Source organism: Promicromonospora alba (genome assembly GCF_042654905.1).
Taxonomy (GTDB): Bacteria; Actinomycetota; Actinomycetes; order Actinomycetales; family Cellulomonadaceae; genus Promicromonospora; species Promicromonospora alba.
In genome coordinates this window covers 127,862-153,596 of the sequence record NZ_JBHSFI010000006.1, presented here as the reverse complement: position 1 = coordinate 153,596, position 25,735 = coordinate 127,862, and the positions used below count along the sequence as shown (strand labels likewise).

Genomic DNA, 25,735 nt, shown 5'->3' with positions numbered 1-25,735 from the left:
CCGAGCGGTAGCGGGGTCGCCGGACGGGTTCTCCGCTCACCCGTCCTGATTCGCTACACGCACGTATCGTTTCGGGGTGAGGAGCGAACAGCGCCGGCCGCCGGGCAGGCCGCGCGACCAGAGGGCGGACGACGCCGTGCTGGCAGCAGCCCTCGACCTGATCGCCGAGGCCGGCGTCGAGGGCGTGAGCATCGATCAGGCGGCGAAGCGCGCGGGCGTCGCTCGCACCACCGTCTACCGCCGGTACGCGACGCGCGACGACCTGGCCGTCGCAGCCCTCGTCGCGAACGAGGCGGCGGTGCTCGTCTCCTTCCAGGTGCCCGACCAGCCGAGCCTGGCCGACCTGGTCGCCACGTGGTCGGCCGGGCTGAGCGAGCAGCGGTCACGGGTACTGCTGCGCCGCATGATGTCGGTGCCGCGCGAGCACCCGGAGCTGTGGGCGGCCTTCCGCGCGGCGAGCGCCGGCTCGCGCGACCAGAGCGTCCACGACCTGGTGATCCGCGCACGGGCGGAAGGCCAGCTGGCGGCGGATGCCGACGTCGAGATGGTCCAGGCGATGCTCACTGGTGCCGTGGCGGTCCACCTCACGAACTATCCCGACGACGTGTCGGCCGAGGAGGTCGCCGCGTATTTCTGGCGGGTGCTGCGGACGCTGGGGTTCCGGGTTCCGGCCTACTTGCCGGGGCGGTCCTGAGCGCTCGGTCCTTACTTGCCGTCGAACGGCACCCGCTCGGAGAGGGTCCATTCGTGGTAGGCCCGCAGCACCGGTCCCTCCGCGCGGGACCGGACCGAGAGAACGCCGTACTCGACGTCCTCGAAGCCGTCCGCACCGGAGTTGATCAGGTGAGTGCCCCCCGTGGGCAGGATGACCCGCAGAACTCGCGTGCCGGTCTCCGCGAAAGCCCCGGGGTTCTTCACCTGGGCGAGGTACTGGCTGTCGCCGGTGCCTTCGACGACGTAGTAGTAAGTCCCGAGCGCCATCTGCGTTCCCCTCTTCGCCCTGCACGCCTGGTGCGTCGTGGGTCCTGCGGCCGAACGTACGGCATGTGGCGCCGGCGATGGGGACGGGCTGTTGGGGACTTCCGGCCCTGAGCTCGGTCGCTCGCAAAGGAGGCGGTAGGGTCCCAGGCCATGAAAAGCGACGAATGGGCTGAAATCGTCCGATCGGCGAAGCAGGGCGATGAGGATGACGAGGACGGCGTCTGGATCTGGACGTGCCCGGAGTGCGACGAGTACTCCGTCGAGATGGGCGTGCGGTTCGAGCACGGCGAAGTAGTCGAGTACACGTTGATGTGCCTCTCCTGCGGAGCAGAGGTCGTTGCACCGGCCTGAGCGGCAGGCGCTGGGTACGTGCGATCCTGCAGGTGTGGATCAGGTCGTTCAGGATGCCGCTCGGACCGCTCTTCTCGAGCTGTGCCGGGGCGGCTCGCCCGTCGTCTGCAACGAGACCGTCGACGAAGTGATCGCGATCGCGGCCCGGCGCTGGCGATCATTCGAGCGACGTAGTGCCAAGCGCTCAGACGATCTCGACGCAAGGGCTGAGGACCTTGCCAAGGGACTACGAGATCACTTCGAAGTGCAGCCACAGCTCGTGGGACCACTCATGGAGGACTATCGGCACCTGGCCGGCGTTCTTGCAGCCGAGTTCTCCCGGGAGACCTGAGACCCGGCTGCTGCGGCTATGGACAAGTACGCGGGCCGCTGACTGCGGTGGGGAGATTGGCGGGGGACGGCCTCCGACCCCGGGCAGAAAGAAGGCCCCTCATCTGGCGTGATGCCTGGTGAGGGGCCCCTTTTCGGGTGGTGCGCCTGAAGGGATTCGAACCCCCGACCTTCTGCTCCGGAGCCAAAAACGGTCGGCTGTCCGCCTGGCTCTTCGAGGTCGGCTCGGCGCGGAACTGTTCGGATTCGTACAGGGCTGTCTGGGACTGGTCACCCCTGTGGGCCAGCAGTTAGGCCAGCAGATAGCCCAGCAGTCCGGGTTTGCGCGGCAGGCATCTACAGCGCGGTGATGTACGCAGCAGTCGCGTCGTCGGAGATCTTGTTCCGTGGCCATCGGGTCGCCTCGGGATCGCTCGCCTCGGCACCTCTCACCTGGCGGATTAGCGCGTCTGGTCCAGACTCGCGGAGGATGTCGAGAACGCTGGGCCAGTCGTACAGGCCGAACTCCACGGCTCGCGCGGCGCCGTCGCTGAGAACCGCCACCTGACGGACCTCGGAGATCGGAATGTCGCCAGTCAGCGCGTGCTTCGCTGCGGTTGGGTCAGCTGCCGCCACCCAATACCCTCCTGGCACGTTGCGGGCTGCTAGTTCAGCACGCTTCATGCGCACAAGGGCTGCCGCTTTCTTGGGATCGGTTGCTTCCATGGCGTCTGCTTCCGCTCGCTCGGGTGCTGCGGTGCTGCTCACCCGTTGGTCGCTGACGACGTGCATCCCGCCTTCCGCTGCAATGACCACGGTGACGTCGCCAAGCACCAGGTAGCGCAAGGTGCCCTGCTCTGTCTGGACGATAGCGACGGCCGCTGAGGGAGTTCCCGGGTGCGACAGATCGCACGTGCCTCGGTGGAGATCGGCGGTCCGGCCAATCGCTTCAGCGAGTGCCGCCGCCGGACCCAATGCGGCGTGGTTCTTGATCTTCTGGGCCAGGTGCTTGGTGAACCACGCCACCCCATGGATGCAGCCTGTGTCTGTCCTGGCTGTGGCGCCGTCGAGTACTACAAGAAGGTCAGGGCCGATTGCAGTGCTGTCTTCGTTGGCCCTATCAGAAGCACCTGCCTGAGTGGCGATTGAGATCTCCATTGTCAGGATCCCTCATGCCGATAGAGCGGTGTGATTCGCTCTGTTGAGATGATTTCGCGGTCCTTATCGGGGTCAAAATTACACGCGATGACGGTAGAGAACTTTCGTGCCTTTAGTTCTCGGTATAGCTCCTTGAGGTTGTCCGCGACGAACTGTGCGGCACCCAGGGTTCCTTGCGCGTGGACGCCTGCGAGGTAGAGGAACGTTCCTTTCCCGTCCGGGCGTGGAAGTCGTCCGATGTAGGCGTAGTCAGTGGCCTCACCCTTGTCACGAGGGGACCGGTACTCGGTGCCCGTCGTCAGGTCCTTGACGTACCAGCCGTTCTCATCGTTGGCGAAGCGAAGGTGAGGGTCCGCACCTAGGACTTGGCCAACGAACGGCAGGATCCTGGCCCCGCCCAGTACGACAAGGTTGGGACGGTTGAGGTCAACGAATCCGGGCTGCGGAACGACCTCATGGTCGGAGTCGAGTCCGCTAGCTTTCGCGAGGCTCGCGAGTGTTTGGTAAGCCGCGAAGGTCTCGACGGAAACCATGTTCCCGGGGTCTTTGCGCCCGACTTCCTGCTTGCTGCCGATGGCGAATGTCAGGTGGCCTGAGCCGAAGAATGCTCGCTCCGGCCGTAGCCCGGCAGAAAGCATCATGGAAATTCGCGAACGAGAGATTCCTAGTAGTTCGGCCAACTGGGTTTGAGTCTTCCCCTTGGCCAACAGCTCGTCGAGTGCCTCGCGACGTAACCGAGCGAGCTCCTGCCCCATTGTTTGGTTTTCGTCGATCAGGGCAGACAGGGCTTTCGCGCGTTGTTCGGGGTCGCTGATCGCGGTAACGGACTTGAGGTCCGGCATGAGTGGTCCTCCACCTAGTTAACGGGGCTTACACCAGGCTACCCGTGTCAAGGGGGGATGGGTAGCGCGATGTCGTGACCCCAGTTGCACTGCTGTGTTCATAGGGGTTGACAGCCTCGCTAGGGCGTGGTGTGGTGTGTGTCATGCCCAAGAAGCAACCCGGTTCATAGGGGTTGACGACGGGGCGTCACGCTCTCGGATCGACAAGCGGTCCGAGGCTGAGCCATCGAGGAGCACGCCATGTCGATCTACCGCACCGGGGCGCTGAGCGAAGCGCGCCGCTACCTGTTTGAGGCGGCACTGGCCCTGGCCGGCGCCGCCCGCACGCTCGTCACGGACGGCCACGGGCGCCAGCACGACGGCACCGCCGCCATCGGTAAGGAGGCGCTGGACATGTCGGTCCGCGTCGAGGAGATGAAGGAGACCGTCCGCACGGCTCACGGCGCGGCACTCGGCGCCGAGGCCCAGGACGACGAGAACGCCGGGAGCAACCGATGAGCACCTACACCGCTCTTGCCGCGTTCGACGACGAGCCGACGCCGAGCGAGCTCGCGGCCATCGCCGCTGAGGAGCCCGTGATCGCTGCCGAGGTCGCCGTGGTGGACGCCGAGTGCGCTCTCGCCATGTCGCCCGACGAGGTCACGATCCGCCGTCACCGCCGCGCCGTCGTCGCTCTCGGCGTCGCGCTCCGCACGGCCGTCGAGACCAGCACCAACCGCGCCGCCACGTTCACGGCCCCCGCGTACGCGCTGAGTAGCCCGCTTACGACGGCCCGCCGGGTCGTCATCCGTCCCGCCACCCGCACCGCCTGAAAAAGGGAGTAACCGCCATGGTCACCATGTCTCTGTTCTTCGTCCTGCTGGTCATCGTCGTCGTGGGTATCGCGTTCAAGAAGCTGTCCAACGGGTCCCTGATCCTGGGGATCCTGTTCGGCCTCGCCCTGGCCGCCACGACGTTCGGTGGCCCGGTCCTGGACGCGTTCCAGTCCCTCCTCAACGGCCTGGTGTCCGGCGTCTCGTCTGTGGCAGGTGCCTGATGACGACGCCGAACGACGAGACCACGCCGGGCGACTACGTGCCCGACGACGCCGAGCTACAGGCCATGTTCGACCGGCCCGGCGCGGACCTCACGGTCCGTGTCGGCGGACCGGACCAGAGCCCGGTCCAGGCCGACGAGGACAACTCGCTCTCGGGCGAGGTCATCGACGCCCCGCCCGCCCCGGAGCCCGAGCTCACGGAGCGTGCGCCGCGCGTCGTCGAGCACCGCGGCGACCACGACCCGCTGACGATCCTGCCCGAGTGGGCCAAGTCGCCCGAGGTGTTCCTCGCCGCCGCCTACCGTGAGGCCAAGTTCGTGGCCTCCTGGGTCGGCCACCACGGCATCCGGCTTCCGTTCGTGTACCTGCCCAAGTTCCTGGCTCGTGCCGGGCTCGGGTTCGGGCTGTGCGTGCGTGGCCTGTCGCGGTGGGTGACTGACGCCGAGAACAAGACCACCCGAGCCGCGCTCATGCTCGGCGTCAAGGGCACTACTGAGTGGAAGACGCTCCGCAAGGAGCACGCCGACGGCGTCCGCGCCCGCCTCGGTGGCCTGGCCGCCGCCGGGTTCACCTCCGGCGTCGCCGGGGTCACCCTGCACGCCTACACGGGCCCCGAGGGCCTGGCGGCCGCCGCCATCGCCACCGGTGCCGCAGCGCTCACCGCGTTCGGCGTCGTCGGCACCCGCCACGCTGCCACGCCGATCGCCGCGTCCCACAAGAGCGACGTCCCCAAGCTCACCGTGGACGTCGTCACGGACGCGCTGCTCACGCTTGGTCTGGGTTCGATGGGTGAGGCCAAGCGCGGCAACGCCGAGATCAAGGTGCTGCGGATCTTCCCGACCACGGGCGGCGTCGAGATCCACATCGACCTCCCGCCCGGCGCGACCGCTGCGGACGTGATCGAGCGCAAGGACCGCCTCGCGTCTGCGCTGCGCCGTCCGGAGGACACGGTGTGGCCCGAGGGCAACCCTAAGGCTCACCCGTCGCGGCTGAACCTGTTCATCGCGGACAAGGGCCTGTCCGAGCGGGACGTTGCCCAGTGGAAGTACCGCAACAAGGGCACGGTCAACGTGTTCGAGCCGTTCGTGATCGGCGAGGACCAGCGCGGGCGGCACGTCTCGACGAACCTCATGTACAACAACGGGATCGTTGGCGGCCTGCCGGGTATGGGCAAGACGTTCCTGCTCCGCGTGCTGATCCTGGGCGCGGCCCTGGACCCGCGTACCGAGCTGCACATCCACGAGCTCAAGGGCACCGGCGACCTCATGCCGTTCGCACCCATCGCCCACGTGTGCCGCGCCGGAGACGACCTGGAAGACCTCCAGGCGCTGCGGGCTGACCTGCTCGCGGTCAAGGCCGAGATGCGCCGTCGGGCACGGATCATCCGCGAGCTGCCCCGTGACGTGGCTGTGGAGTCCAAGGTCACCGACGAGCTCGCCGCGGTGGGCAACCCGTACGGGTTCAAGCCGCTGCTGTTCGTCATCGACGAGTCGCAGCTCGCGTTCACCGACGGCGACTACGGCGACGAGATCACCGCCGCCGTCGAGGACATCACCCGCCGCGGCCGCGCGCTCGGGATCATGATGTGGCTCGCCACGCAGCGCCCCAACAAGGACGCCATCCCGACCGGCATCTCCGCGCTGCTGTCGCTGCGCATGTGCCTGCGCGTGGGGGACCAGACCACCAACGACATGGTCCTCGGCACGAGCATGTACAAGGCCGGGCACCGGGCCACGATCTTCTCCCAGGAAGACAAGGGCATCGCCCTGCTCGCCGGTGAGAAGTCCGACCCGCAGCTCGTCCGGGGCGCGTTCATCGACGGCTCCATGGCCGACAAGATCGTCGAGCGCGCCCGCGCCATCCGTGAAGCCAAGGGCCTGCTCACGGGCATGGCCGCCGGGGACGAGCCCGCCGACACGGACCACTCCACGATCCTGGACCACCTGCTCGCGGTGTGGCCCGAGAACGACCCGGAGTGGGCCAACGGCAAGGTCTGGTCCGACGAGCTCGCCGCCCGCCTGGCCGAGTCCAAGCCGACCCTCTACGCGGGCTGGACCGCCGCCCAGGTCAACGCCGCCGCCAAGCGCCACGGCGTCGGCTCCAAGTCCGTCAAGCACGGCACCGGTGCCAAGAACGTCCGCACCGGCCTGGTCCGCACCGACGTCGTCAACGCCGCCGGTGACGTCATCGCACTGCCCGAACCCACCACGGAGGACTGACACATGGCCAAGAACAACAAGGACAACAAGAACAGCAAGAGCTGGCAGGAGACGAAGCAGTGGGGCGACACCGCCTCCACCTGGGGCGGCCTGGGCAAGAAGGTCGCCGGCAAGCGCGGCGAGGCGTGGGGCCGCAAGGCCGACGACTCGATCCGCAAGAGCGCCGACGAGCGCGCCAAGCGCGACGGCTGGTGGTGACCGCACCTCCCCGCACGACCCGACCCGTACAACCCGAGAGGAGCACCACCATGAGCACCACCGACCACACCCGACCCGGCGGCTCACGCCGCCTGGTCCTCGGCGGGGCCGTCTCCGTCGCCGTCATCTCGACCGGCTCCGCCTACCTCGCGATGGTCTCGTTCGGCATCGACGTCCTGGGCATGGACCAGGGCACCGCGTACACCACGGCCGGAGTGTTCGAGCTCTCGCTCATCACCGTCGCGCTGCTGGCCCGTGAGGCCGCACGGGACAACCGGCCCGGCGGCACCCTGCTCACGCTCACGTGGGTGCTGTCGTCCGCGTCCGGGGTGTTCGCCGCGTGGCACGAGCTGTACATGGGCCACCCGGCCGGCGCGGTTCTGTTCCGGTTCATCGTGCCGCTGCTCGCGGCCCTGATGTGGCACCTCGCCCTCATTGGTGACCGCCACCTCGCGTCCGGGACGTCCTGGTCCGGCATCCGGCAGTCCATGCGGATGCACGCCCTGTTCCTCACCACCGAGGACGCCGTCCGGGCACACGCCGCCGACGACGGCACACCGTCCGCCCGCCGCGCCATTGTCCGGGCCGAGGCTCGCCGCCGAGCCGCCCGTGCGGTCGCGCTCAAGTCCGTTCCTCCGGCCGAGATGCGTGTCCGGACACTGGAGTGGATGGACTCGCTGTCCGCCGTGGCCGACGCCGTGACCGACGTCGCCCGTCTGCACGTCGAGGCCAACAACCGCGTCGCCGGGTTCGTGTCCGGGCCGGACTACGCCGACCTCGCCGCCGACGCGGTCACCGCCGAGCTGACGGACATCCTCGCGGACACCGACCCGGACAGCGAGGCGGACAGTGTCCGCCTGTCCGTCACCCCGGCGGCCGGACAGACCACGTCCACTGTCCGGGCCGCTGTCCGGCCCCGGCCGCGTCGGACCGTCCGCCCGGCCGGGCCCGCCACCGCTGACCGGGCTGTCCGCCTGGGCATCGTGTCCGGGCTGCTGTCCGCCAACCCGGACGCCACTGCCCGCGACGCTCTGTCCGCCCTCGCGGCCGAGGGCCACCAGGTGACCGACCGGACCGCGCGTCGCCTGCTGTCCGACGCCCGCACGGGCACCGCCGACGCCACCGCTGCCTGACCGAGAGGAACCCGCCATGACCAGCGCCAGCGAGTACACCACCGAGTTCGGCCCGCAGACCGCCGAGGTCGCCCGGTTCCTGTCCGCCATCGAGACCCTGACGACCGACCAGCTCACCCGCGCCGAAGCCGCCTCGGACACCAGCGACTGGACCTGGGACCGTTCCTGGGACAGCGCCACCAGCCTCGCCAGGCTGTTCGGCCTGTACCCCCAGCTCGACGCCGCGATCGACGCCGCGTGGGAGCACGCCGCGAAGCGCCCCGACTTCGAGCGGTGGGACCACGTGTGGGAGAACGCCGCCTCCCACACGGCCGCCGCCCTGGTCATCAGCCACCACCTCCCCGCCCCGATGGTCAACCGGCTGAGCCGCGCGTTCATCGCCGCTGGAGTGATCGAGGTCGCGCTCGACGAGACCACGGAGGACTGACCATGAACCGCAACGACAACCTCAGCCCCGCCGAGTACGCCGAGCTCGTACACGCCGCCCGCAAGCTCGTCGCCGCCGTCGAACTCGGCATCCACCGCAGCGAAGTCGTGTTCGCCGTCGCACTGGGCCTGACCATCGCCGCGTCACTGCTCGACCTGGACCCGGTCGCCACGATCACCTCCGTGATCGCCGTCGGCGCCCTCGGCGGCGGCCTGATCCTCCTCATGGCCCGCCTCGCCCTCGGTCCCGCACCCGCCGAGGTAGCCACCACCACCCCCGCCGAGCTCGTCGAGCAACCGGCGAACGGTAGCGCAGGCCCCGCTACCGGTAGCGGCCCCGCTACCACCGAAAACGGCGTGATTCCAACGAAGTAGCGGGGTAGCGCCCCTGTCTGGCGCACCCCGAAACCCCCACCTCACGCACTGCTGAGGGCACGGCGGGCCGCTACCGCTACCCGCCGTGCCCCTACCCCACCCATGCCAAAAACAGGCCGCAGAACAGGAACGGAGACCCGCCATGACCAGCACACCGCCCGCCGGTCGCGCCTACTCCCGTCAGGTCATCGCCGCGTGGCTGCACGGCTACACCACCGGCCACAACGACGGCCGCCACGACGGCCGCGTCGCCGGGTTCGGCGACGGGTACGACGCCGGGCACGCCGACGGCATCCCCGTAGGCCGCCGCCTGGCCGATGACGAGGCATCCGAGAAGTGGCGCGCGTACCGCGCCATGTCCGACGCCGTCCGCCCCAACCTCGCCCGCCCCCGCCCGTGGGGCGAGGCCAAGCCACTGCCGACGCCTGTCGAGTGCCTGGCGACCTGGCCTGTGACGCCCGCCCTGCACTCCGTCCGCGACGCCGCCTGACCCCGAGGGAGACACGACCATGAAGCACACCACCCGCCACCTGACCGCTCTGCCGGCACTGCCCGCCCATCACGTCGAGGCGTTCGTTCTCGAGGTACACCGCACGCACACGAGCTGGTGCTACTGGCCCGCCCAGCCCGGACAGCGCGAACGGTTGGAGGACTCCGAGGCCCAGGCCGGGACCTACCCCGTGCGCGCCGAGACCAGCCCCGACGGCGAACAGCTCGCCGTCGTTGACCTGCACACGCTCGTCACACGCCGCACCACCTGGTGGTGGATCTTCCCCCGGATCGAGCGGCCCTACGCCCGCACGGTGTCCGACGTCGCTTGGAGCGCCGACGAGGTAGCCGACGGCATGGCCGCGATGACCGACGACGACGGCACGCCCCTTGCCACCTGGCGTCGCCTCGACGTCGAGGCGTCGTGATGGCCGTCATCGGCGCCTACCGCACGGCTCGCATCCGACGCGTCTGCGACGGGCCCGGCGCGTGGGGAGTGCGGCACCACATCGAGCCGGGCGAGCGCTACCAGCGCCACGCGGCGACCCCGCACGACAGCGACCTGGGCAACACCGCCTGGTGGGTCCTCAACCTCTGCCAGTCCTGCATGACACCCGAACCGATGGGAGACCGCTCATGAGCAACCTGACCATGACCGACCTGTTCTGCGGGGCCGGCGGCAGCTCGACCGGAGCCGTGTCCGTGCCCGGCGTCACGGTGCGGCTGGCGGCGAACCACTGGGACAAGGCCATCGCCACGCACAACGAGAACCACCCCACCACCGACCACCTCCAGGCCGACATCTCCAACACCGACCCGCGCTACGTGCCGACGACGGACCTGCTGTGGGCCTCGCCGGAGTGCACGAACCACTCCCGGGCCAAGGGTCGCAAGCTGCACACCCAGCCCGACCTGTTCGGCGACGTCCTGCCCGACGAAGCCACCCAGCGGTCGAGGGCGACGATGTGGGACGTCGTGCGGTTCACCGAGACCCACAACTACCGCGCCGTCATCGTCGAGAACGTCGTCGAGGTCGCCGACTGGTCCAGCCCGACCGGCATCCGCGGCGGCCTGTTCGACGCCTGGCTCGCCGCCATGCACTCGATGGGCTACCGGCACCGGATCATCTCGCTCAACAGCATGCACGCCCAGGCTGGAGGGCTGCCCGCACCGCAGTCCCGTGACCGCGTCTACATCGCGTTCTGGCGGGCGGGGGAGCGCGCCCCGGACTTCGAGCACATGCTCCGCCCTGCGGCGTACTGCCCGACCTGTGACGAGGTGGTCCAGGCCCGGCAGTGGTGGAAGCGCGGCAACGGCGACCGGCCCGGCCGGTACCGCTCGCAGTACCTCTACCGGTGCCCGAACACGAGGTGCCGCAACGCCATCGTCGAGCCTGCCTGGATGCCCGCCGCGTCGGTCATCGACTGGACCCTCCCGGGTATCCGGATCGGGGAGCGCGAGTCCCTGGGGCTCAAGCCGCTGGCCGACAAGACCCGTCGCCGCATCGCCGCCGGGATCGCCCGCTACTGGTCCCCGTTCCACCTGGAAGCGGGCGGCAACACGTACGACGCCGCCGACCCCAAGCACGTCTCCCACGGTGACCCGAACGGGTACTACCGCGCCTGGTCCACCGCCGATGTGCTCAAGACCCTGCACACCATCGAGTCCAAGGCCCTCGCGATCCCGGTCGAGGGCCGCGACGGCAAGCACGCCCAGGCCATGGGGCAGCCGCTGCGGACCCAGACGACGCGTCTCGAGACGGCCATGGTCGCCCCGTTCATCGCCGAGCTGCGCGGCGGCGGCTCCACCGCGCGGTCCACGGGCGACCCGCTCGCGACGGTCACGGCGTCGGGCAACCACCACGGCCTGGTGACGCCCGCCGGCGGGACCTGGAACGACGACGCCCGGCACGCCGGCGAGGCGCTGCGGACCCTGCACACCCGCGACGCCTACGCGCTGGTCATGCGGAACAACTCCGGGGGAGCGGAGATGACCACCCCGGCCGGGGAGCCCCTGCGCACGCTGACCACCGCGGGGCATCAGTCCGTCATCACGCCGGGCGAACTGGCCGCCGCTGAGGCCCGGGTGGATGACTGCACCTTCCGGATGCTGGAGCCCTTCGAGGTCAAGCAAGGCATGGCCTTCCCCGGCGACTACGTCATGGTCGGCAACCGCCGCGAACAGGTCCGCCTGGCCGGAAACGCCGTCACCCCTCCGGCCGCTCGCGACCTGATCGCCACCCTCGCCGCCGCGATCACGGGCGAGCATCACACCACCACCGCCCAGCCCATCGCCCTCGCGGCCTGACGGAAGGAACCCACCATGACGACTACCACGCCCGACGCCCCTCTGGTCCAGCCCGAGCCCGCCGCAGATGGTGCCGCCCTGCTGGACCAGGTGCGCGCCGCAATCGCCCGGTATGTGATCCTGCCTGACGAGCACGCCATGACCGGCGTCGTGCTCTGGGTCGCGGCCACGCACGCCGTCCCGGCATGGGCACACGCCACCCGCCTGGTCATCCGCGCCCCCGAGAAGCGCTGTGGCAAGTCGCGCCTGCTGCAGCTGATCCAGGCGCTGTCTCATCAGCCGCTCATGTCCATCAATGTCAGCTCGTCGGCGATGTACCGGTCGATCGCGATGGCCGAGAACGACCCGCCCACGATCCTGATGGACGAGGCAGATACCGTGTTCGGTCCCAAGGCCGGAGACAACGAGGACCTGCGCGGCCTGCTCAACGGCGGGTTCGACCGCGACGCGTACACGCTGCGCTACGACGCGGGTATCCGCCAGGTCGAGGCACTGTCCACGTTCGCCATGGCGGCCCTCGCGGGCATCGGCACCATGCCCGACACCATCGAGGACCGCGCCGTCGTGATCCGGATGCGCCGCCGCGCACCTGGAGAGAGCGTCGCCCCGTACCGGATGCGTCGCGACCGGCCCGGGATGGACGGCCTCAAAGTCCACCTGAACAGGTGGGTCCGGGCCAACCTGCGAGACCTGGAGCTCGCCGTCCCGGAAATGCCGATCGAGGACCGCGCCGCCGACCTCTGGGAGCCCCTGATAGCCATCGCGGACCTCGCCGGCGGGCACTGGCCGGAGGACGCCCGAGAGGCCGCCCTGGTGCTCTCTGAGGACCGCGAGGCCAACGCCCGCCAGTCGGTGCAGTCCCGCCTCCTGGCCGACTGCCGCACCGCGTTCGGCGACGCGAACGCGCTGCCGTCGTCGGTGCTGCTGGACCGCCTCAAGGAGGACTCAGAGGCTCCCTGGGCGACCTACGGGAACACCGGTCTGAACCCGCGTCGCCTGGCCGAGCTGCTGCGCGAGTTCGACATCACCAGCCGCACCATGCGCCTGGACACCGGGCAGGCCAAGGCGTACACGCGGGCCGACTTCGCGGACGCCTGGGAGCGGTACTGCCCCACCGAGGCCGCACCCGGGCAGGCCGGGTTGCCGTCCCAGCCGTCCCAGCCGTCCCATGGCGGTGAAAGCCCAGGTCAGACCATGTTTTAGGCCGTGATGGCAGGCCGAAAACCTGCCGTCCCATGCCGTACCAACCCGTACCAGGTACGGCATGGGACGGCACGGTACGGCAAAAAACGAAGCACGATTCCCACCCCAAAATGCCACCTGACCAGCGCAAACGCCCCTGTGGGACGGCTGGGACGGATGGTACGGCAACCCCCGCCCAACCCCGTTGAAGGAGACCTGTCATGGCTACCGCCACACCGCCGGTCTACACCGAGACCACACCCACCATCACCGCCGTCACGCCCCTGCTCTATCGCGTCGAGGAAGCCGCCGAGGCGCTCCGCATCTCTAGGACCCAGGTCTATGCACTCATCCGCAGCGGCGCGCTCCGTACGGTCAAGATCGGCGGTAGCCGGCGTGTGCCGGTCGCCGCCGTCGCGGAGTACGTCGTGAACCTCGGAGCTGCGGCATGAGCGCCCCATCCACGGAGAAGGCGCGCCGCGCACGGGGCGAGGGCGGCGTCTACTTCAACGAGAAGCGGAACCGGTACATCGCGGAGAAGGTCGTCGGGTTCGACGGCAAGGGGGACGAGATCCGCAAGACCGGTTCGGGGAAAACTGAGGCACTGGCGTTGAAGGCGGTCAATGAGCGCGTCCGGCAGTACGAGGCTGGCATCGTCAAGGGCGCGGACCGGTACACCGTCAGCCAGGCCGTCGAGGACTGGCTGACGTACAGCCGGACCGAGGTCGGGGCGAAGACCGTGCGAGGTAACCGCGACTTCTTCGAGCACCACATCAAGCCGCACCTGGGCGGACGGCGGATCAAGGACCTGCGGCCGGTCGAGGTCGAGAAGTGGATGCACGGCCTCGCGCCGTCCCTGGGACGCTCCGCGCTGAAACAGGTGCTCTCAGTGCTCCGGAGGTCGATCGACCGCGCCGTGGTGCTTGGCCTCGCGGAGCGGAACGTCACGACCCTGGCCCAGCTCCCAAAGGGCCGCGCGGGCCGCAAGTCGAGGTCGTTCACGCTGGACCAGGTGCGCGCGATCCTGAACAGCCCCTCGGCCAGCGCGCACTGGCTGTACCCGTACGTCGTCGTGTCGCTCACGGTCGGTCTGCGGACCGAGGAAGCGCGGGCACTGCGCTGGGACCACGTCCACCTCTCTCCGGTGCCGCACGTGTGGGTCTGGCGCTCCGTGCGCGAGGACGGCGACACCAAGACAGAGAAGTCCCGGCGCACGCTGGCGCTACCCAGCGTCGCTGTGCGGGCGCTCAACCGGCAGTGGGCATGGCAGGACGACCGGCGGCGAGCGATGGGGGAGGCGTGGCCGAGCCCGGACCTGGTCTTCACGACGGGTTCGGGGACGGAGCTCCGGCCCGACAACGTCCGCCGAGACTTCCGCATCCTGCTCCGTGACGTGCCAGGCATCGACCCGGAGCAGTGGACCCCGCGCGACATGAGGCACACGTTCGTGTCGCTGCTCTCCCAGGGCGAGGTTCCCATCGAGGAGGTCTCGCGGCTCGTCGGGCACAGCGACATCGGAACGACGGAGAACGTCTACCGGCACGAGTTGCGCCCCGTGCTCCAGAACGGCGCGCGGGCGATGGACAGCGTACTCAGCGACCCGTAGGCCAGCAGTTAGGCCAGCAGTAGCCGAGTGGAGGTCGCGAGAGCGGGAAAAACAACAGGCTGTGACCAGCGTTTGCGCTGGTCACAGCCTGTTTTTGTCTGTGCGCCTGAAGGGATTCGAACCCCCGACCTTCTGCTCCGGAGGCAGACGCTCTATCCACTGAGCTACAGGCGCGTGGCCGAGATCCATGAGCTGTCGCTCACCGTATCGGCCGAAACGAGACTACCAGGTGACCGACGTGAGGCGTGCATCGATACCTGTGACACTCGTCTGGCAACCTTCCGTCGCTCGCCTGCGTCTGTGTCCCATGAATCGACGAGGAGCCCGATCCCACCGGCGTACTGACGTACGCGGGCGATGACGAACGAGGTGGTGGACATGGTGAGTGACGACGCGGTCGTCCCGGACGGTCCCGGTGTCATCGTGGTGACCACGGGCACTCCGGCCGAGCAGTTCACGAGCTTCGCGAGGGACCGGTCACCCGAGCTGTCCCGCATCGCCTATCTGCTGTGCGGCGACGTGCATCGGGCCGCCGACCTGGTGCAGCTCGCACTGGAGCGGACGTACCGGGCCTGGAACAGGGTGGGCGACGGTGATCCGTTCGCCTACGCCCGGAGGGTGATCGCCACGGCCCGGATCGATTCCTGGCGGCGGACCAAGCACGACGTCCTCGTTGCTCCCACCGACCTGCGCCCGGGTTCGGCGTCGGACGGCACACAGCACGTCGTCGACCGCGACGAGCTGGTGCGGGCACTGCGTCAGCTCCCGGCCGGACAGCGGCGCGTCGTCGTCCTGCGGTACCTGCTGGACCGCACGGAGAAGCAGACCGCCGAGGACCTGGGGATCTCCGTGGGTGCGGTGAAGTCGGGCGCGTCGCGCGGCCTCGACCAGCTGCGGCAGATCCTCGGCAAGGGAATCCCACGACCGGCGACGAACGACACGACCACGCGGCAGGAGGCGAAGTGATGAAGGAGCAGAGCGACACCCTGGTGAAGCTGATCCACGACGCCGCGGGTCAGGTCGGGCCCCTGGACGGGATCGATGGAGAGGCGATGGCACGACGCGCGATCCGCCATGAGCGCACGCGTCGAGGCGTGATCGGGGGCGCGGTGGCCTTCGCACTGGTAGCCCTGGGCACGGCAGGGACGATCTGGTTCGTCGAGCGACCGGCGCTTCCTGCGCTTCTGCCGTGGTTCTCGGACTCGGGCGAGACTTGCTCGGACGGCCTGGTCTTCGAGGTGCCGGACGGCTACGAGGAGTTCAGTCCCACGGGGGACCCGATGTGGGGACTCGATCCGGTGATCCCGGGCGAGCTGGATATGGAGTCCCTTCCGTCGGCCGAGTCGTGGGTCGCCGTCGACCCGGTGGACGGTGTGCCGCTCGTGGGCAGGCAGATCGGCAATCCGGTGGTCGACACCGAGGTGCCGGGGGCGGTGGCCGCGACGTACTCCTGGTACATCGTGGACGGCGACGACAGCCCGATGGCCGATGAGCTCACGGCGGACGCGGGCGACTTCGTGGGTGAGCTGGACGTGGAGCTCGCCGACGGGACGGTCGTCCGGATCACCATGAAGCTCCACGACGACGCCACGCCGCAGGCCACCTTCGAGCGGCTGGTCGACACGGTCCGGATCGACGAGGAGTACGAGGGCCCAGAGACATTGCCGATGATTCCGCAGGAGGACCTGCCGGTTCTCGAGGCGGGTGAAGTGCCCGCGTCATGGCAAGAGGCAGAGTTCCACGGTCTTCAGTACGCGCTGCCCGGGGACTGGGGCACCGGTCCGAGCGCGGAGAACGTTGGCGAGACGCAGGTCCTCGAGCGGCCGGACGGCAAGGTGGAGCTCCGGATGGAGCTGACCGACCACTTGATGTACCTCGACAACGCCCAGATGGCCGCTGAGTACGCCGAGCTCGGCGAAGAGTTCGGGGACTACTACCGCTTCGACCTGGCGGGCTCGGACGTGGCGCAGGTCCGGATCGAGCGTTTCGACGGCGAGTACCAGGCCTATATCGAGGTGCGTCGCGCCGGCGGCAGAGGCTACATGGTGAACTTCTTCGGTCGCCCCGGCGCCGGGGACCTCGACGACGACCTCTCGGCGCTCCTCGGCAGCCTCGGCTTGACCGCGGCGTCGAAGGACGGAGCCACTGCCTACGACGACCTGGACCCGGCTGACCCGCTGCTGCAGGACACGCCGCCGGACTGGGAACCGGTCAAGTTCGAGGGCCTTGAGATGAGCCTGCCGCAGGAGCTCAGGAGCGACGAAGGGACGTGGGGAATCTGGAGCAGCGACTCCCCGGACTCCTGGGAGGACGTGTCGATCTCGCTCTGGGATCTGGAGGCGTACGAGCAGCCCTTCGGCCTCGATGAGAGCGGGTACCGGTACGAGCCGCCCGGCACGACACGCGGGGTCGTGACCGTAGGGACAAGCACCGAGACCGGCGAGCCGACCTTCCTGGGGCAGGCCACCTTCCGGCTGACGGCTGACGGGCGCAAGTCGTTCGAGGTCCGGTATGAGGGTTCGGGTGCGACCGAGGAACGGTGGTGGCAGATCCTCACGTCCCTGGACGCGGCCGATCTGAGCGTGTCCTGACAGGCAACCTTCCTGAGCCTGCGTGCGTCTGTGTGCCGTGAATCTACGAAGAGCCCGACCCGATCGGCGTGCGAGCGCGTGCGCGGTCATCGACGAAAGAGGTGGTAGCCATGGCGAGTGAAGACGTCGCAGGCCAGGTGGGCTCCGTGGAAGACGCCGACGGCGCTGCGCTGGAAGCGCGGATGATCCGCCGTCAGCGCGCCCGGCGCGGTGTGCTCGGGGGCGTGGTGGTTCTCGTTGTCCTGGCCCTCGTGACCGTCGTCGCCCTTGTCGCCGGTGGAAAGCAGCTCCTGCCGGCTGGTTGGGGGACGTCCGGAGACGCGCCGGACAGCTGGACCGAGGTGTCCGAAGCCGGACTGACGCTGGCGGTCCCGCAGGGCTTCGAGCGGTTCGAGGAGATGGGTGTCGGCTGGGCCGTCGAACCGGAGCAGGACGAGGAGTTCGGCGAGTACTCCGCGGTGTTCGTCCAGCCCTGGCCGCTCTCGGACGAGAGCCCGATGCCCGAGACATACGGAGATGCGGTCGAGGCGGACGTGCCAGGCGCGGCCTCGGCCGAGTACGCCTGGACGGCGGACGGGCTGGGCGACCTCGAGGGCGCGCTGGACGTCGAGCTGGAGTCCGGCAGGACGGTTCGGCTCATGATCATCCTGGCCGGCGTGCCAGACCCCGAGGAGATGTTCGAGCAGCTCGTGGGGACCGTACAGGTCGACCCGTCCTTCGACGAGAGCACGCTGGCGATGCCCGAGGACGAGCAGCCCGTTCTCGATGTCGTGGAAGACCTTCCGTCCGGGTGGGAGACTCAGGAGCACCAGGGCCTGACGTTCGCCGTGCCGGAGGACTGGGTGGAGGACGACGCCTCCGCCGCCCGGGGCGCCCGCTGGCCGGCCGTGTCGATGAACGACGCCGCGGGGGAGTTCCGGCTGAAGGTCACCGTTCTCTCGTCCACGTTCGACTCGGACGAGGACCACAGCTACATGTACGTCTTCGAGCGACCGCCGGGGGCCGACCGGGCAGGCGCCGAGCTGACCCCGGACGGCGGGACGCTCACCGCCTGGCTCGAGGTGCGCAAGGCAGGAGGCCGCACCTACTCGATCAACATGCGGGTCCCGGAGGGCGAGGACGGCGAACGCCTGGTGAGCACGGTCGCCGGGAGCCTGGAGTTCACGGCCGAGGCCGACGACGTGCCCTCCTATGCCGACCTTGCGGACGCCCAGCCCCTGATCGATGACGCACCGGAGATCCCCGAGGACTGGGTGGTCGTGGAGGGCTCCGGCTTCAGCCTGCGCGTGCCGCCGTCCTGGGCCGACCCGGGCGCTACCCAGGAGGGCCAGATCATGCTCAACGCCCCGTCGGACGGCGGGCCGGACGAGAGCGTGGACGCGACGCTGATGGAACCCGGCGTCACCGGCTTCGACGAGATCCCTGTCGGCGGGTATCGCCTCGAGATCCCGGGCGCCGACCAGGCGACCATCAGGATGGGCGACTACACGGAGTACGGGGAGACCGACCTGTTCAGCGCTCATGCCGAGATCCGTCTGGCCGACGGCAGCCACCTGATGGTGGGCTACGACGGCGGGGCCGATCCCGAGTTCGAGGAACGCTTCTGGCAGATCCTCGGCAGCCTCGAGATCACCACGGACTGAGAACCCGTGTCCGACGCCGGTGGCGCGCTCCCCGAGCGGGGGGGGGGCGCCACCGCCGCCGGGCAGCACGTTCCCGGCCTGTGGAAAGCGTGGGCGTCGTATGGGCGCTCGCCCGTAGAATCGTCGAGTGACACCTACCCAGCTCTCCGAAGCACTCAGTGCTGCCCTTGCCGCGGCTGTCGCCGACGGCACACTCGCCCTGCCCGCCGACGCCGTCCCGGCGTCGGTCCACGTGGAGCGACCCAGGCAGCGAGAGCACGGGGACTGGGCCACGAACGTGGCCCTGCAGCTCGCGAAGAAGGCGGGCACGACGCCGCGCGCGCTGGCCGAGGACCTGGCCGCTCGCCTCGGAGCGACGCCCGGCATCAAGTCCGTGGGCGTTGCCGGCCCGGGCTTCCTCAACATCACGCTCGACGCCGGGGCGGCGGGCGAGCTCGCGCGCACCATCGTCGAGGCGGGCGCCGCGTACGGCCGGGGCGAGGCCCTGACCGGCCAGGTCATCAACCTGGAGTTCATCAGCGCCAACCCGACCGGCCCGCTGCACATCGGGCACACCCGCTGGGCAGCGCTCGGCGACTCGCTGGGGCGCATCCTCCGCTTCGCCGGTGCCGAGGTGGCCGCCGAGTACTACATCAACGACGCCGGCGCGCAGATGGACCGCTTCGGCGAGTCCGTCCTGGCGCGCGCGACGGACACCGAGGTGCCCGAGGGCGGCTACCGCGGCGAGTACGTCAAGGAGCTCGCCGCCAAGGTGCTCGCGGACCACCCCGACCTGCCGGAGCTGCCCCGCGACGAGGCGATCGCCGTCGCCCGCGAGGCCGGCTACAAGCACCAGCTCGCCGAGATCCGCGAGGTGCTGGAGAACTTCGGCGTGCACTTCGACGTCTGGTTCTCGGAGCGCGAGCTGCATGCCTCGGGCGCCGTCGAGAAGGCAGTGGCCCGCCTGCGCGAGCAGGGGCACGTCGACGACAAGGACGGCGCCGTCTGGCTGCGCACCACGGACTTCACCGACGACAAGGATCGCGTGATGATCCGGGCGAACGGCGAGCCCACGTACTTCGCCGCCGACGCCGCCTACTACCTGTCGAAGAAGGACCGGGGGTTCCCGGGCAAGATCTACCTGCTCGGTGCCGACCACCACGGGTACGTCAACCGCCTCAAGGCCATCGCGGCCTGCGCGGGGGACGACCCGGAGACGAACATCGAGGTGCTGATCGGGCAGCTCGTCAACGTCGGCGGCGCCAAGCTGTCCAAGCGCGCCGGCAACATCATCGAGCTGCGCGACCTGGTCGACTGGATCGGCAAGGACGCCGTCCGCTACTCCCTGGCCCGCTACCCCGCGGACTCGCCGCTGGAGCTGCAGGGCGAGGACATGATCAAGCAGTCCAACGACAACCCCGTGTTCTACGTGCAGTACGCGCACAGCCGCACGGTCCAGATCGGGATCAAGGCCGTCGAGCGTGGCGTAAGCCGCGCCGACGGGTTCGACCCGGCGCAGCTCTCGCACGCCTCCGAGACGGCGCTGATCGGCCGCCTCACCGAGTTCCCGCGGATCGTGGCGCAGGCCGCCGAGCTGCGCGAGCCGCACCGCGTCGCGCGCTACCTGGAGGCGCTCGCCGGCGACTTCCACGCCTGGTACAACGACGAGGACAAGCTGCGCGTCACGCCGTACCCGGACGAGGAGGTCACGGACGCGCACCGCGCGCGCCTGTGGCTGAACGACGCCGTCCGCACGGTCCTCGCCAACGGCCTGGACCTGCTGGGCGTGAGCGCTCCGGAGCGGATGTGATGGGCGGGTACGTGATGGGGGCTGACGTGACCGGCGCTCCCTGGTCGAGCGGCGTCAGCCGCCTGCCGGACGGTGCGGTGGCCGTCGGTGGAGTCGACGTGCGCGAGCTCGCCGCTCAGCACGGAACACCGGCCTACGTGCTGGACGAGGCCGACTTCCGCATGCGGGCCCGCGCGTACCGCACGGCGTTCGAGGCGGCGTTCGGCGCCGTCGGCACGGGCGTGGACGTGTACTACGCGGGCAAGGCGCTGCTCACCGTGGCCGTCGCGCGCTGGGCGCGCGAGGAAGGCCTGCGGGTCGACACGGCGTCGGGCGGCGAGCTGGCCATCGCGCTCCGGGCCGAGGTTCCCGGCGCCGAGATCGGCCTGCACGGCAACAACAAGTCCGACATCGAGATCCTGCGGGCGCTCGACGCCGGCGTGGGCCGCATCATCGTGGACTCGCTGGTCGAGATCGAACGGGTCGCTCGGCTCGCCCGCGAGCGCGGGGTCGTGGCACCCGTGATGGTCCGGGTGACCACCGGCGTGCACGCCGGCGGACACGAGTACATCGCGACGGCGCACGAGGACCAGAAGTTCGGGCTGTCGGTCAACGCCGGGTCCGGGGCGACGAGCCCGGCGATGGCCGCGCTGCTCGCGGTGCTGAAGCATCCCGAGCTGAAGCTGCTGGGCATCCACTCGCACATCGGCTCCCAGATCCTCGACCCCGACGGCTTCGAGGCCGCCGCACGCGTCGTGCTGCGGCTGCGGGCCGACCTGGCGGAACGGTCCGGCCTGCTCGTCGACGAGGTCGACCTCGGCGGCGGCTACGGCATCGCCTACCTGCCCGGTGAGGTCGCGCTCGACCCGGAGCGCGTGGCGAAGGACATCGCGCAGTCGGTGGCCGGGGTGTGCACGGAGCTCGGCACGAACCTGCCCCGGTTCTCGATCGAGCCCGGCAGGGCGATCGTCGGCCCGGCGGGTCTCACGCTCTACACGGTCGGCACGGTCAAGCCGGTCACCGTGTCGGACGACGGCGGTGCCGACTTCACGCGCACCTACGTGTCCATCGACGGCGGCATGAGCGACAACATCCGCCCCGCCCTGTACGGGGCGGCGTACCACGCGGAGGTCGTCGGCCGTTCGTCCGCCGCGGAGATGGTGCTGGCGCGCGTCGTGGGCAAGCACTGCGAGTCGGGCGACATCGTCGTCCACGAGGTACGGCTCCCCGCGGACGTGCGGGCCGGGGACCTGCTCGCGGTCGCCGCGACCGGCGCCTACGGGCGGTCCATGGCGTCGAACTACAACATGCTGCCGCGTCCTCCGGTCGTCGCGGTGTCCGACGGCGCCTCGCGGGTGCTCGTCCGCCGCGAGACCGAGGACGACCTGCTGGGTCTCGACCAGGGCTGACCCGCTCGGCTCCGGGCGTCTGCCCGGAGCCGAGAGGACCGTTCAGGCGCCCGGGTCAGACGTCCTGGGCGTCATCGACGTGGCAGCCCTCGGCGGAGTCGCCGTACGCGTCGATGTGCTCCTCGAGATCCGCGGACAGGTCCTCGATCTGCACGGTGAGCTTGTCCATCTCCGTGCCGATCGACTCGACCGCCGCGATGTCGCGGGCGGTGATGGCGGCCATGAAGTCGTTCAGCCCCTCCAGGTACGTGACGTTCTTCTCGCCCAGCTTCGCGGAGACCTCGAGCATCGCGTCCGCGTCGCCGATCGCGCCGATGCAGGCCGACGCGGTGCTCTCGGCGCGCGACCTGGCGGTCTCCAGGCCGTCTATCGTCGCCTCGGCGTCGGCGAGGCTCTTCTCGGCGCTCATCAGCTCGGCCGAGAGCGACGTGGCGCGTGACTCCCAGTCGCCGGCCGAGACCGTACCGAGCGCTCCCCACACGATGGCACCGACGAGCAGCACCGCGAGCACGACCACCGCGACGTTGGCCCTGACGAAGGCCACGGCCTTGTCGAGGGCCTTCGGCGGTGCGGGTTCCGATGTGGGTGCGGGCTCGGGCGCGGGCTCCGCAGCAGACAAAGATGCAGGTGCGGGCTCCGGCTCGGCAGCAGGTGCAGCTGCAGATGTGGTCTCCGGCTCCGGCTCCGCAGCAGACACAGGCGCGGGCTCAGGCGCTGTCGCGGGCTCGGTCGCAGGTGCGGGCTCGGCGCCGGCCGGGAGGTCGCCCTCCGGCACGGCGGGCGCCGGGTCGGGCTCAGAGGTGGGGTTCAGCTCAGCGGCGGGACGCGCGCGCTCGTCGTCGGACATGCGGGCAACGTACTGGCTGAAAACTGGCGAAAAGCCCGAAAAACAACAGATCGCAGAAAGATCACCCGCCCGTTGAGTGCTGGATATTTGCGCTTCGAACGGCCCGGGAGGCGCAAATATCCAGCACTCAACGATGGCTGACCGCTACGGGCGGTCGATCGTGATCGTTGGGGAGGTCCAGGTCTCCCAGTGCTTCGGGTTCCAGGTGTCGCCGTCGGCCTTCAGTGCCTTGAGGGAGAGCACGTAGTCGCCGTCGGGCACGCTCTTCGTGACCCCGCGGAGCGTGGTGTACGAGCCGTCCCACGCGTAGGCGGTGAGCCCGCCGGCCGTCTCGTTCCGCTCCACGCCCGTCACGTCGACGGCGAACGCGCCGCGGCGGTCCACCGGGCGGCGGGTCTCGGCGTCGAGCACCGTGACCTGCAGCGTCTCCACCTGGTGCTGGAAGTGGACGAGCGTGTACGGGATGTCGGGCAGGCCGTTCACGGTGCCGAGCGAGTACGCGGCGCCCTCAGGCTTCAGCTCGTAGTCGCCCTGCGGGTCGATGCAGTCGAGGTTGATGAACTCGGTGCACGTCGTGATGCTCCCGACCGACGGCAGGTCGGCCACGACCTCGCCGCCGGACATGACCGGCGTGATCGGGTCGATCGCCTGGTAGTCGCCCGCGTACCCGGCGTACGGCACCGAGTACTTGGTGCCGTCGCCGGCCGTGACCACCACGTACCCGCCGTAGATGAGCTGGTCGGCGTCCGTCGCCTCGGGTGCGGTGACCGTCACGCGGATCACCTCGGACTTGCCCGGCTTCAGCTTGACCGACTCGCTGCTGAACGACACGTCCGCGTACGTGTCGGCGAACGACGGCGCGAAGGTGTTGCCGTACGTCGCGAGTGCCGGGGCGTGCGACACGGTGTAGGTGACCGTCTTCTTGGTCGTGTTGCGGACCGTCACCGACCTGGTGATGGTTCCGGTCTTGGTGCTCTCGCCGAGCGAGAGCTTCGCGGGCCGCACGCTGGCGCCGGCCTGGACGACACCGGGGATGTCGAGCATGCCCGCACCCTGCCGGTGCGCGTTGTCGAGGTAGCCGGCAGCCGGGGCGCCGGACCATGCGGCCGGGTCGGCGCTGTTCTGCAGCATGCTCCGGACCTGCGAGGCGCGCAGGCGCGGCTGCGCCTCCAGCAGCAGGGCGACGGCGCCCGCGACGTGCGGCGACGCCATCGACGTGCCGGAGTTGACGCCGTGCCCGCCCTGCTCCAGCGGCAGGGTCGAGTTGATGTTGCCGCCGGGGGCGCCGATGTCGGGCTTGAGGGCCAGGTCCGGAGACAGGCCGTACGAGCTGAAGGAGCTGATCAGGCCGCCGGTCGGGCTGGGCGTGGACACCTCGCCGGCAGACCAGGTGAGCGTCACCTCGGTGCCGGCGGCGAGCTCGGCGACGAGGGCCTTGCCCTCGGCCTGCGGGATGCCGATACCCGGGATGTCGCGGTCCACGACGCCACCGCCGGAGAACAGACCGGGGCTCGAGTTGTAGATCACGACTGCCGTCGCACCCGCGGCGTGCGCCGTCGAGTACTTCTCCTCGAAGGAGCACGAACCGCGTGCGATGAGCGCGGTCTTGCCAGCGACGTCGGCCTCCAGCGGTATGTCGACGCTGGGGCAGACGGTTCCGGCGTCGACCAGCGGGTCGGTGGTGCCCTCGGTGGGCGGGTCCGCGACGTCGCCGAGCCCCAGGTAGGGCACTGCCGTGCCCGACGGGTTCGCGACGACGGAGCTTGCGGTGACGTGCGTGTTGTCGAATGACGCGACGCCGATGACCTTCTCGCCCAGGCCGGGCGCACCCGCCGAGTACAGGCCCGACGCACCCGAGTTACCGATCGAGGCGACGACGACCATGCCGCGGTCGACGAGCAGGTTGCTCGCGGTGGCCGTCGGGTAGGACGGCCAGGAGTAGGAGGAGCCGATCGACATGTTCAGCACGTCCATGTCGTCGGCCAGGGCGCGCTCCATGGCCGCGATCATGATGTCGGCGGAGGTGGAACCCTCGCAGCCGAACACGCGGTACGCCCCGAAGGTGACGCCGGGCGCCACGCCGGTGATCCCGTCGGCCCGGCCCTCGCCGTTCGCGCCGACGATGCCCGCCACGTGGGTGCCGTGGCCCTGGCAGTCGTCCGGGACGGCGTCGGGGTGCGGGACACGCCGGTCCGCGTCGCTCGAAGCCTCGTTGTAGTCGTCGCCGACCAGGTCGTAGCCGGCCACCACGCGGCTGTTCGGGAAGCCGGGGCCGCCCAGGTCCGGGTGGTCGATGTCGATGCCCGTGTCCATGACGGCGACCTTCACGCCCTCGCCGGTCAGGCCGAGCTCGTTCTGCGCGATGTCCGCACCCGTCATGCCGAGCGCCGTCGCCATGTCCGGCTCGTTGCCGGGGACGGTCTCCGGCATCTCGATCTGCGTCATGGGGTAGATCGCCTTGACGCCCTCGGTGCGCTGCAGCTTCCCGAGCTGGGCCGAGTCCATGTCGATGGAGTAGCCGTTGAACAGGGTGTGGAACGTGCGCCGGACCGAGTAGTCGACGTCGGCGTCCTTCGCGGCCGCGCGGAACTCCTGGCGTTCGGCGGTGAGGGTCTTGCTGTCGGTGCCCGCTGACGCCGGCTCGCTCTCCAGCTCGACGAACCATGAGCCCTTGGTCTCGTTGACCAGGCTGGTGTCGACGGAAGCCGGGATCTCGTGGACCGGCGCTATCGGGTCGATGGCGCCATCGACCGTCGCACCCTGGGCGGCGAGGCCCTGTGCGGTGACACCCCCGGCAGCCAGCGCGAGCGCGGCGAGCGCTCCGAGGTACCTGCTGCGATTCATTCGTGCTCCCCGTTCGGGTGG

Annotated in this window: 28 protein-coding genes and 1 tRNA gene; 23 read left to right on the top strand and 6 right to left on the bottom strand. The window is 69.7% G+C overall.

Annotation, left to right across the window (positions count from 1 at the left end):
- The first annotated feature begins 76 nt into the window (after positions 1-76).
- Entirely contained in the window at positions 77-694 is a 618-nt protein-coding gene (locus ACFO6V_RS20290; RefSeq protein ID WP_377138542.1) for a TetR/AcrR family transcriptional regulator, read from the top strand.
- 11 nt (positions 695-705) lie between these two features.
- Here the strand turns inward: ACFO6V_RS20290 and ACFO6V_RS20285 are convergent, their stop codons facing one another.
- The gene (locus ACFO6V_RS20285) at positions 706-981 is read right to left on the bottom strand and encodes a hypothetical protein (RefSeq protein WP_377138540.1); all 276 of its coding nucleotides are present in this window, start codon (positions 979-981) and stop codon (positions 706-708) included.
- 150 nt (positions 982-1,131) lie between these two features.
- On the opposite strand from ACFO6V_RS20285, the gene ACFO6V_RS20280 reads away from it, so the two are divergent.
- Positions 1,132-1,332, top strand: a complete 201-nt coding sequence (locus ACFO6V_RS20280; protein ID WP_377138537.1) for a hypothetical protein — start codon at positions 1,132-1,134, stop codon at positions 1,330-1,332.
- A 34-nt stretch (positions 1,333-1,366) separates the two neighbouring features.
- Complete coding sequence (locus ACFO6V_RS20275) at positions 1,367-1,663, top strand: hypothetical protein (protein ID WP_377138534.1); 297 nt, start codon at positions 1,367-1,369, stop codon at positions 1,661-1,663.
- 335 nt (positions 1,664-1,998) lie between these two features.
- Here the strand turns inward: ACFO6V_RS20275 and ACFO6V_RS20270 are convergent, their stop codons facing one another.
- Positions 1,999-2,799 carry a protein phosphatase 2C domain-containing protein gene (locus ACFO6V_RS20270; protein ID WP_377138532.1) on the bottom strand — a complete coding sequence of 267 codons (801 nt, stop codon included), beginning with the start codon at positions 2,797-2,799 and terminating at the stop codon, positions 1,999-2,001.
- 2 nt (positions 2,800-2,801) lie between these two features.
- Positions 2,802-3,641 carry a helix-turn-helix transcriptional regulator gene (locus ACFO6V_RS20265; protein ID WP_377138529.1) on the bottom strand — a complete coding sequence of 280 codons (840 nt, stop codon included), beginning with the start codon at positions 3,639-3,641 and terminating at the stop codon, positions 2,802-2,804.
- A 240-nt stretch (positions 3,642-3,881) separates the two neighbouring features.
- On the opposite strand from ACFO6V_RS20265, the gene ACFO6V_RS20260 reads away from it, so the two are divergent.
- The 15 genes from ACFO6V_RS20260 to ACFO6V_RS20190 all read left to right on the top strand — a co-directional run bounded on the left by ACFO6V_RS20260 (position 3,882) and on the right by ACFO6V_RS20190 (position 14,612).
- Positions 3,882-4,139, top strand: a complete 258-nt coding sequence (locus ACFO6V_RS20260) for a hypothetical protein (RefSeq protein ID WP_377138527.1) — start codon at positions 3,882-3,884, stop codon at positions 4,137-4,139.
- Entirely contained in the window at positions 4,136-4,453 is a 318-nt protein-coding gene (locus ACFO6V_RS20255; protein WP_377138524.1) for a DUF6284 family protein, read from the top strand. The genes ACFO6V_RS20260 and ACFO6V_RS20255 overlap by 4 nt, the downstream gene beginning before the upstream one ends.
- A gap of 17 nt (positions 4,454-4,470) precedes the next feature.
- Complete coding sequence (locus tag ACFO6V_RS20250) at positions 4,471-4,677, top strand: hypothetical protein (protein WP_377138521.1); 207 nt, start codon at positions 4,471-4,473, stop codon at positions 4,675-4,677.
- Positions 4,677-6,896: an FtsK/SpoIIIE domain-containing protein gene (locus ACFO6V_RS20245; RefSeq protein WP_377138519.1), complete on the top strand. Its 2,220-nt coding sequence runs from the start codon at positions 4,677-4,679 to the stop codon at positions 6,894-6,896. The genes ACFO6V_RS20250 and ACFO6V_RS20245 overlap by 1 nt, the downstream gene beginning before the upstream one ends.
- A 3-nt stretch (positions 6,897-6,899) precedes the next feature.
- On the top strand, positions 6,900-7,094 hold the full coding sequence (locus ACFO6V_RS20240) for a hypothetical protein (protein ID WP_377138516.1): 195 nt from the start codon (positions 6,900-6,902) through the stop codon (positions 7,092-7,094).
- Between the two features lie 50 nt (positions 7,095-7,144).
- Positions 7,145-8,227 (top strand): hypothetical protein, encoded by a 1,083-nt coding sequence (locus ACFO6V_RS20235; protein ID WP_377138513.1) that lies wholly within the window; start codon positions 7,145-7,147, stop codon positions 8,225-8,227.
- Positions 8,228-8,243: 16 nt separating this feature from the next.
- Complete coding sequence (locus ACFO6V_RS20230) at positions 8,244-8,654, top strand: hypothetical protein (RefSeq protein ID WP_377138511.1); 411 nt, start codon at positions 8,244-8,246, stop codon at positions 8,652-8,654.
- Between the two features lie 2 nt (positions 8,655-8,656).
- Positions 8,657-9,028 carry a hypothetical protein gene (locus ACFO6V_RS20225; RefSeq protein ID WP_377138509.1) on the top strand — a complete coding sequence of 124 codons (372 nt, stop codon included), beginning with the start codon at positions 8,657-8,659 and terminating at the stop codon, positions 9,026-9,028.
- Between the two features lie 142 nt (positions 9,029-9,170).
- A complete protein-coding gene (locus ACFO6V_RS20220) occupies positions 9,171-9,518 on the top strand; it encodes a hypothetical protein (protein WP_377138508.1) in 348 nt (115 codons plus the stop codon).
- Positions 9,519-9,537: 19 nt separating this feature from the next.
- Entirely contained in the window at positions 9,538-9,945 is a 408-nt protein-coding gene (locus ACFO6V_RS20215; protein ID WP_377138505.1) for a hypothetical protein, read from the top strand.
- Positions 9,945-10,157: a hypothetical protein gene (locus tag ACFO6V_RS20210; RefSeq protein WP_377138502.1), complete on the top strand. Its 213-nt coding sequence runs from the start codon at positions 9,945-9,947 to the stop codon at positions 10,155-10,157. Before ACFO6V_RS20215 ends, ACFO6V_RS20210 begins: the two co-directional genes overlap by 1 nt.
- Positions 10,154-11,824, top strand: a complete 1,671-nt coding sequence (locus ACFO6V_RS20205) for a DNA cytosine methyltransferase (protein WP_377138500.1) — start codon at positions 10,154-10,156, stop codon at positions 11,822-11,824. Before ACFO6V_RS20210 ends, ACFO6V_RS20205 begins: the two co-directional genes overlap by 4 nt.
- A gap of 15 nt (positions 11,825-11,839) precedes the next feature.
- Complete coding sequence (locus ACFO6V_RS20200) at positions 11,840-13,027, top strand: DUF3631 domain-containing protein (protein ID WP_377138497.1); 1,188 nt, start codon at positions 11,840-11,842, stop codon at positions 13,025-13,027.
- A 200-nt stretch (positions 13,028-13,227) separates the two neighbouring features.
- The gene (locus tag ACFO6V_RS20195; protein ID WP_377138495.1) at positions 13,228-13,458 is read left to right on the top strand and encodes a helix-turn-helix domain-containing protein; all 231 of its coding nucleotides are present in this window, start codon (positions 13,228-13,230) and stop codon (positions 13,456-13,458) included.
- Complete coding sequence (locus tag ACFO6V_RS20190; protein WP_377138492.1) at positions 13,455-14,612, top strand: site-specific integrase; 1,158 nt, start codon at positions 13,455-13,457, stop codon at positions 14,610-14,612. The genes ACFO6V_RS20195 and ACFO6V_RS20190 overlap by 4 nt, the downstream gene beginning before the upstream one ends.
- Positions 14,613-14,713: 101 nt before the next feature.
- Here the strand turns inward: ACFO6V_RS20190 and ACFO6V_RS20185 are convergent.
- Positions 14,714-14,786, bottom strand: a tRNA-Arg gene (locus tag ACFO6V_RS20185).
- 204 nt (positions 14,787-14,990) lie between these two features.
- Here ACFO6V_RS20185 and ACFO6V_RS20180 point away from each other — a divergent pair.
- The 5 genes from ACFO6V_RS20180 (at position 14,991) to lysA (ending at position 22,023) form a co-directional block, all read left to right on the top strand.
- The gene (locus ACFO6V_RS20180) at positions 14,991-15,578 is read left to right on the top strand and encodes a SigE family RNA polymerase sigma factor (protein WP_377138489.1); all 588 of its coding nucleotides are present in this window, start codon (positions 14,991-14,993) and stop codon (positions 15,576-15,578) included.
- Positions 15,578-17,203, top strand: coding sequence for a hypothetical protein (locus tag ACFO6V_RS20175; RefSeq protein ID WP_377138486.1), 1,626 nt, complete (start codon positions 15,578-15,580; stop codon positions 17,201-17,203). The genes ACFO6V_RS20180 and ACFO6V_RS20175 overlap by 1 nt, the downstream gene beginning before the upstream one ends.
- A 110-nt stretch (positions 17,204-17,313) precedes the next feature.
- The gene (locus tag ACFO6V_RS20170) at positions 17,314-18,846 is read left to right on the top strand and encodes a hypothetical protein (protein WP_377138484.1); all 1,533 of its coding nucleotides are present in this window, start codon (positions 17,314-17,316) and stop codon (positions 18,844-18,846) included.
- Positions 18,847-18,973: 127 nt separating this feature from the next.
- The gene (gene argS / locus ACFO6V_RS20165; RefSeq protein WP_377138481.1) at positions 18,974-20,635 is read left to right on the top strand and encodes an arginine--tRNA ligase; all 1,662 of its coding nucleotides are present in this window, start codon (positions 18,974-18,976) and stop codon (positions 20,633-20,635) included.
- A gap of 26 nt (positions 20,636-20,661) precedes the next feature.
- The gene (lysA, locus tag ACFO6V_RS20160; protein WP_377138478.1) at positions 20,662-22,023 is read left to right on the top strand and encodes a diaminopimelate decarboxylase; all 1,362 of its coding nucleotides are present in this window, start codon (positions 20,662-20,664) and stop codon (positions 22,021-22,023) included.
- Positions 22,024-22,078: 55 nt separating this feature from the next.
- On the opposite strand, the gene ACFO6V_RS20155 is transcribed toward lysA, so the two are convergent.
- Both ACFO6V_RS20155 and ACFO6V_RS20150 read right to left on the bottom strand, forming a co-directional pair.
- A complete protein-coding gene (locus ACFO6V_RS20155) occupies positions 22,079-22,870 on the bottom strand; it encodes a hypothetical protein (protein WP_377138475.1) in 792 nt (263 codons plus the stop codon).
- A gap of 144 nt (positions 22,871-23,014) precedes the next feature.
- On the bottom strand, positions 23,015-25,714 hold the full coding sequence (locus ACFO6V_RS20150) for a S8 family serine peptidase (RefSeq protein WP_377138473.1): 2,700 nt from the start codon (positions 25,712-25,714) through the stop codon (positions 23,015-23,017).
- Positions 25,715-25,735 lie beyond the last annotated feature (21 nt).

What these genes read in the sequence shown, in the direction of transcription:
- ACFO6V_RS20285 (WP_377138540.1), bottom strand. Translation starts at nt 981, where the DNA reads ATGGCGCTCGGGACTTACTACTACGTCGTCGAAGGCACCGGCGACAGC.
- ACFO6V_RS20280 (WP_377138537.1), top strand. Translation starts at nt 1,132, where the DNA reads ATGAAAAGCGACGAATGGGCTGAAATCGTCCGATCGGCGAAGCAGGGC.
- ACFO6V_RS20270 (WP_377138532.1), bottom strand. Translation starts at nt 2,799, where the DNA reads ATGGAGATCTCAATCGCCACTCAGGCAGGTGCTTCTGATAGGGCCAAC.
- ACFO6V_RS20265 (WP_377138529.1), bottom strand. Translation starts at nt 3,641, where the DNA reads ATGCCGGACCTCAAGTCCGTTACCGCGATCAGCGACCCCGAACAACGC.
- ACFO6V_RS20260 (WP_377138527.1), top strand. Translation starts at nt 3,882, where the DNA reads ATGTCGATCTACCGCACCGGGGCGCTGAGCGAAGCGCGCCGCTACCTG.
- ACFO6V_RS20255 (WP_377138524.1), top strand. Translation starts at nt 4,136, where the DNA reads ATGAGCACCTACACCGCTCTTGCCGCGTTCGACGACGAGCCGACGCCG.
- ACFO6V_RS20250 (WP_377138521.1), top strand. Translation starts at nt 4,471, where the DNA reads ATGGTCACCATGTCTCTGTTCTTCGTCCTGCTGGTCATCGTCGTCGTG.
- ACFO6V_RS20245 (WP_377138519.1), top strand. Translation starts at nt 4,677, where the DNA reads ATGACGACGCCGAACGACGAGACCACGCCGGGCGACTACGTGCCCGAC.
- ACFO6V_RS20240 (WP_377138516.1), top strand. Translation starts at nt 6,900, where the DNA reads ATGGCCAAGAACAACAAGGACAACAAGAACAGCAAGAGCTGGCAGGAG.
- ACFO6V_RS20235 (WP_377138513.1), top strand. Translation starts at nt 7,145, where the DNA reads ATGAGCACCACCGACCACACCCGACCCGGCGGCTCACGCCGCCTGGTC.
- ACFO6V_RS20230 (WP_377138511.1), top strand. Translation starts at nt 8,244, where the DNA reads ATGACCAGCGCCAGCGAGTACACCACCGAGTTCGGCCCGCAGACCGCC.
- ACFO6V_RS20225 (WP_377138509.1), top strand. Translation starts at nt 8,657, where the DNA reads ATGAACCGCAACGACAACCTCAGCCCCGCCGAGTACGCCGAGCTCGTA.
- ACFO6V_RS20220 (WP_377138508.1), top strand. Translation starts at nt 9,171, where the DNA reads ATGACCAGCACACCGCCCGCCGGTCGCGCCTACTCCCGTCAGGTCATC.
- ACFO6V_RS20215 (WP_377138505.1), top strand. Translation starts at nt 9,538, where the DNA reads ATGAAGCACACCACCCGCCACCTGACCGCTCTGCCGGCACTGCCCGCC.
- ACFO6V_RS20210 (WP_377138502.1), top strand. Translation starts at nt 9,945, where the DNA reads ATGGCCGTCATCGGCGCCTACCGCACGGCTCGCATCCGACGCGTCTGC.
- ACFO6V_RS20205 (WP_377138500.1), top strand. Translation starts at nt 10,154, where the DNA reads ATGAGCAACCTGACCATGACCGACCTGTTCTGCGGGGCCGGCGGCAGC.
- ACFO6V_RS20200 (WP_377138497.1), top strand. Translation starts at nt 11,840, where the DNA reads ATGACGACTACCACGCCCGACGCCCCTCTGGTCCAGCCCGAGCCCGCC.
- ACFO6V_RS20195 (WP_377138495.1), top strand. Translation starts at nt 13,228, where the DNA reads ATGGCTACCGCCACACCGCCGGTCTACACCGAGACCACACCCACCATC.
- ACFO6V_RS20190 (WP_377138492.1), top strand. Translation starts at nt 13,455, where the DNA reads ATGAGCGCCCCATCCACGGAGAAGGCGCGCCGCGCACGGGGCGAGGGC.
- ACFO6V_RS20180 (WP_377138489.1), top strand. Translation starts at nt 14,991, where the DNA reads ATGGTGAGTGACGACGCGGTCGTCCCGGACGGTCCCGGTGTCATCGTG.
- ACFO6V_RS20175 (WP_377138486.1), top strand. Translation starts at nt 15,578, where the DNA reads ATGAAGGAGCAGAGCGACACCCTGGTGAAGCTGATCCACGACGCCGCG.
- ACFO6V_RS20170 (WP_377138484.1), top strand. Translation starts at nt 17,314, where the DNA reads ATGGCGAGTGAAGACGTCGCAGGCCAGGTGGGCTCCGTGGAAGACGCC.
- ACFO6V_RS20155 (WP_377138475.1), bottom strand. Translation starts at nt 22,870, where the DNA reads ATGTCCGACGACGAGCGCGCGCGTCCCGCCGCTGAGCTGAACCCCACC.
- ACFO6V_RS20150 (WP_377138473.1), bottom strand. Translation starts at nt 25,714, where the DNA reads ATGAATCGCAGCAGGTACCTCGGAGCGCTCGCCGCGCTCGCGCTGGCT.